This window comes from Microcoleus sp. D3_18a_C4 (genome assembly GCF_036702415.1).
Classification (GTDB): Bacteria; Cyanobacteriota; Cyanobacteriia; order Cyanobacteriales; family Microcoleaceae; genus Microcoleus.
In genome coordinates this window covers 1-4,537 of the sequence record NZ_JAUBTI010000194.1, presented here as the reverse complement: position 1 = coordinate 4,537, position 4,537 = coordinate 1, and the positions used below count along the sequence as shown (strand labels likewise).

At 38.9% G+C, this 4,537-nt stretch carries 1 protein-coding gene and 3 pseudogenes; all 4 read left to right on the top strand.

The features are described from left to right. The first annotated feature begins 227 nt into the window (after positions 1 to 227). The 4 genes and pseudogenes from QUB16_RS32895 (at position 228) to QUB16_RS32875 (ending at position 4,328) form a co-directional block, all read left to right on the top strand. Positions 228 to 545, top strand: coding sequence for a hypothetical protein (locus QUB16_RS32895; RefSeq protein WP_333322559.1), 318 nt, complete (start codon positions 228 to 230; stop codon positions 543 to 545). Between the two features lie 118 nt (positions 546 to 663). After that, positions 664 to 1,723: pseudogene (locus QUB16_RS32890) on the top strand (ISKra4 family transposase). Between the two features lie 116 nt (positions 1,724 to 1,839). Further along, positions 1,840 to 3,044: pseudogene (locus tag QUB16_RS33755) on the top strand (ISAzo13 family transposase). 225 nt (positions 3,045 to 3,269) lie between these two features. Continuing rightward, a pseudogene (locus QUB16_RS32875) lies at positions 3,270 to 4,328 on the top strand (ISKra4 family transposase). Positions 4,329 to 4,537 lie beyond the last annotated feature (209 nt).

Here is a 4,537-nt window from a genome sequence, read left to right as displayed (position 1 = left end):
AGTTTTATCTATTTTTTAACCAATGTAAATACCCCCTTGACAATTTACCCCTCACCTTAACTTGTCACTAATGGTATAGTACCAGTAATTTTTATTTATTTACGGCGGTCGCATGACCTTCGAGTCGATGCTCTAGTTCCTCAACCGTTTCCTGGATTTGTACCTGAAGTTTGTTCGCCATATTCGATTTCCTCTACTTTTACCCTATATTTTAGTGTACCTTCATAGTGAATTGGTATAACGAAACATCCTCCACAAACCCCAGCGTTGAACTATTACCATCAAACAACCAAATCCTCGACAATAACCCAGAAATACCTCCCCAACAAGCAGAGATAGACCCCTTCATCCTCAACAAAGATTCAACACCAACAACCAAAAACATCCCCGAAAAACCGCAAATATCCACCACTCAAACCGACGCAATCACAGGCGATACAGCCAAACCAGCAACTCAAAATAACATTTCTTTCGACTCCGGGATTTTCCAAGCAGACGAAACAGGTAAAATTGTGTTCGATTACCTATCAGACGGAGGCTGGTAGGGAGCGTGTCACTTTTGCAGTGAGTATAAATACCCAAAAATACTAGGGCAGAGATTTTGAGCTATTTTTGGGCAAAATCGGCGATAATAATGATGTCTTAATTAATGGCGATTGAACTATGACGGACGAAGAGCAACAGGCGATTCAAACACATGTAGAAGCTATTTCGGCAATTCTGTATGCTGATTGTGACCCGGAATCTTTGAAAGCATTAGAAGATATCGAGCTCACAGTTAAAGATAAGGTGTTAACTCATGTGACACCGCAAATCGGATTTTTTTTATCTACTCAGCTAGTGGCACAAAAGTAGGAAGGGTAAAGAAATTAAAAAGTACATTAGGTGATTTAAGCATCATCCAAAAGCAAGCAGATAAACTAGGGTGTGGGAGCGGGAGTAGATTGAGTCCACATTTAGAAAACTGTTGTTTAAGACTGAGTGCTAATGTTGCATATCAACATGCAGCCAAAGATATTGAATATATAACAGGGATTACGGTTCCAGCTCTCGACACAACTCATATTAGTACATTATCAAAAATTTGAGCAGCCTTACGCAACAGCAGATATTACCGACTTAAGTGCAGACGGTGGAAAAGCACGATTGATAACACCACTCGGAGAAAAATCTGAGTGGAAAGACTATAAAGCAATTGTGTCGGAAGCAGGCATAGTAGCCAGTTTCGATCGAAATGACATCATTATTGATTGGGCAAATAAACAACCACTAGCCAAACCAGTAACTTGTCTAGCGGATGGACATGATGGTGTATGGAATATATTTAAAGAAATTAGTTGTCAACAGGACAGAAGAGAAATTCTAGATTGGTATCATTTGAATGAAAATCTTCACTTATGTGGGGGGTTCAATTAAGCGATTGAAGCAAGCGGAAACATACTTAGGGCAAGGAAATGTAAAAAGTGCAATAGCACTATTCATACACTTGAAGAAAAATCCAGCAGTGAATTTTTGTAAGTATTTAGAAAAGCATAAAGAAAGAATTATTAATTACGAAGTTTTCCAGAGAAATGACATCTGTTCGATTGGTTCTGGGGCAGTAGAATCAGGAATTAAGCAAATAGGTAGAAGAATTAAAATATCTGGAGCAAGTTGGAAATCAGAACATATTGGGCAGGTATTGGCTCATCGATGTGCTTACTTAGGACTGAAAAATAAATAACTTGATGGATTGTCGGATATAATCAAAAACAGCGCCCTGATTGCTATTTTGTCTAAAATTGATAGAAACGCGCCAGGGATTTTTCTATTCTACCACTTTATCTGACCTTTAAACCTATGTTTTATTCTAGTTCAATTGAGTCGGAAATAAAGAAAATTTATAACTCTTTATCAGAAAAGGATAAAAGAAGGTATGCAGCGATCGAGGCACAAAAATTGGGATGGGGTGGAATTAGCTATATAATGAAACTTTGCGGATGCAGTCGAAATACTATTGTCCAGGGAATTAAAGATTTAGAAACAATGAATGAAACGACTATTAATAATTTAAGGATCAGAAAAAAAGGAGGAGGAATAAAAAGTATTTTAGCTACCAGGAGCGGTATTGATGAAGCCTTTTTAGAAGTCTTAAAGTTCCAGACAGCAGGAGACCCAATGAATGAGCTAATTAAATGGACTAATTTGACGCATAAAGAAATAGCTGTCGGACTAAAAAACGCCGGATTTTGTGTGAATCTTCCTCTCGTAGGACAACTCCTAAAAAAACATGGATATGTGAAGCGAAAAGCACAAAAAAAACAGACGACAGGAATTAATAAAAATCGTAATGCTCAATTTGAAAATATTGCTAGACTCGATACAGAGTATAGAAAAGCGGGTAATCCCATTATTAGTTTTGATACAAAAAAAAAGAAGTTTTAGGGAATTTATATCGTCCGGGAACTCTCTATACAACCGAGCCTGTCACTACTTTTGATCGTGATTTTTGGAGCTTAGGTCACGGAAAAGTAATTCCACATGGGATTTATGATGCTCAAGAAAATCGAGGATATATAACATTAGGCAATAGTAAAGATACAAGTGAATTTGCTTGTGAATCCCTGAAAATTTGGTGGAATAATTATGGAAAATTTCTCTACCCGAATGCCACTTCAATTTTAGCAAAGTGTGATGGTGGAGGTAGTAACAATGCTAATCATTATATCTTTAAAGAAGATTTACACAAGTTAGTTAATGAAATCGGAATTGAGATAAGAATTGCCCATTACCCTCCTTATACATCTAAATATAATCCCATCGAACATCGACTCTTTCCTCATGTTACTAGAGCTTGTCAAGGAGTAATTTTTACCAATATAGAATTAGTCAAATACCTGGTAGAAAAAACTCACACTAAAACCGGGCTATCTGTAGTTGCAAATGTGCTTGATAAAGTCTATAAAATTGGTCGAAAGATAGCTAATAACTTTAAAAACAATATGCAAATTACTTTTGATGAATACTTGCCAAAATGGAACTATAGAGCCGTACCTCCAACTTAGTAATTCATCAAGTTATTTATTTTTCAGTCCTTACAGCACTTCCGGATCTTATGAGGTACAGTAGCAGCAATTAGTAAACCAGTTTTTAAGATGTTTCGGATTAATTAAGTCAAGAGCCACAGCAATTATGGTGTCAACCATTGGGAGCATCTCAGTTATGCAATGAGTATTTGTACTCAGACATAAAGTGTGAGACAATAGGACAAAATATATCAGGAAAAATAGATGACAGCCGAAGAAAGTAAAATTTTACAAGAAGATTTGCAGGCTGCTGCCGCCATACTTCTCAAGAATACACCAAAAGAACAACTCAAAGACTTTGCTAGCATTGAACTAGCAGTCAGAGACCATGTACTAAGACAAGTAGCGCCAGAGATCGGAATTTTTTTTAAACAGCAACAGCAAAACAAGGGCAGGGAGACTAAGAGGGATTCAAACCTGTCTGGGAGTATGGCAAGTCAGTGAGAAACTTGCGCCAGAAACTGGGATTGAAGAAACGAACCCGATTGAGTCCACAACTTGAAGCAAGTGGCTTATTGCTGAGCGCAAATGTTTCATACGCCGTCTTCAGCAAGAGATTTGAAGCAACTGACGGGAATATATGTTGACCACAGCACCCAACAACGTCTAGTCCATCGGCAAGAATTCGTTGAAGTCATTGCAGAGCAAACCGTGACAGATCTAAGTATAGACGGCGGTAAGGCAAGATTGAGGACAGCTCAAGGAAAAGCTAGTGAGTGGCGAGACTATAAAGCGGTGACTTTACACCAACAAGCCCATGCTGCATTCTTTCTTGAAAATGAAGCCTTGGTAGATTGGGTCAATCGTCAGCCTTTGTCAGAAACGATTACTTGTTTGGGCGATGGTCATCCAGGGGTGTGGAATTTAATGGCGAACATCTCCACACCGGAGCAAAGGCGCGAAATACTTGACTGGTATCATTTGAAAGAAAATCTCTATAAGCTCGGTGGTTCTCAGAAGCAGTTAAGAAACGTTGAAACTAGCCTATGGTATGGCAGAATTAAGGAAGCTATCGCTACTTTTGCAGATGGGGATGCTCAGAAAGTTAAAAACTTTCTGGCTTATCTTGAAAGACATCAACTACGCATACCTGACTACCATTCCTTTCAATCTCAAGGAATTACAATTGGCAGCGGTGCGGTCGAATCGACCATTAAGCAGATTGGGCGTAGAATTAAAATATCCGGCGCTCAATGGAACCGCAACAATATTTCTCAAGTTCTCAAGCATCGCTGCTCTTATCTTAATCTGGCTTTTGCCTAAGTATTTCTACTTATTCCATAACTGAGATGCTCCCGTGTGAATCCTCTAAGGAAGAGGGCTTCCCAGACTAAACGACCATTTCAGGTCGCGCACGGGCTTTCACCGTGATTCACGTTTCAACGAATCGCACTGCTTCTACCCATGCGCGGGAAATAGTCCGCCCCAAAGCCGTATTTTGGCCAAAAAAAAGACCCCATAGTTAAAAGAGG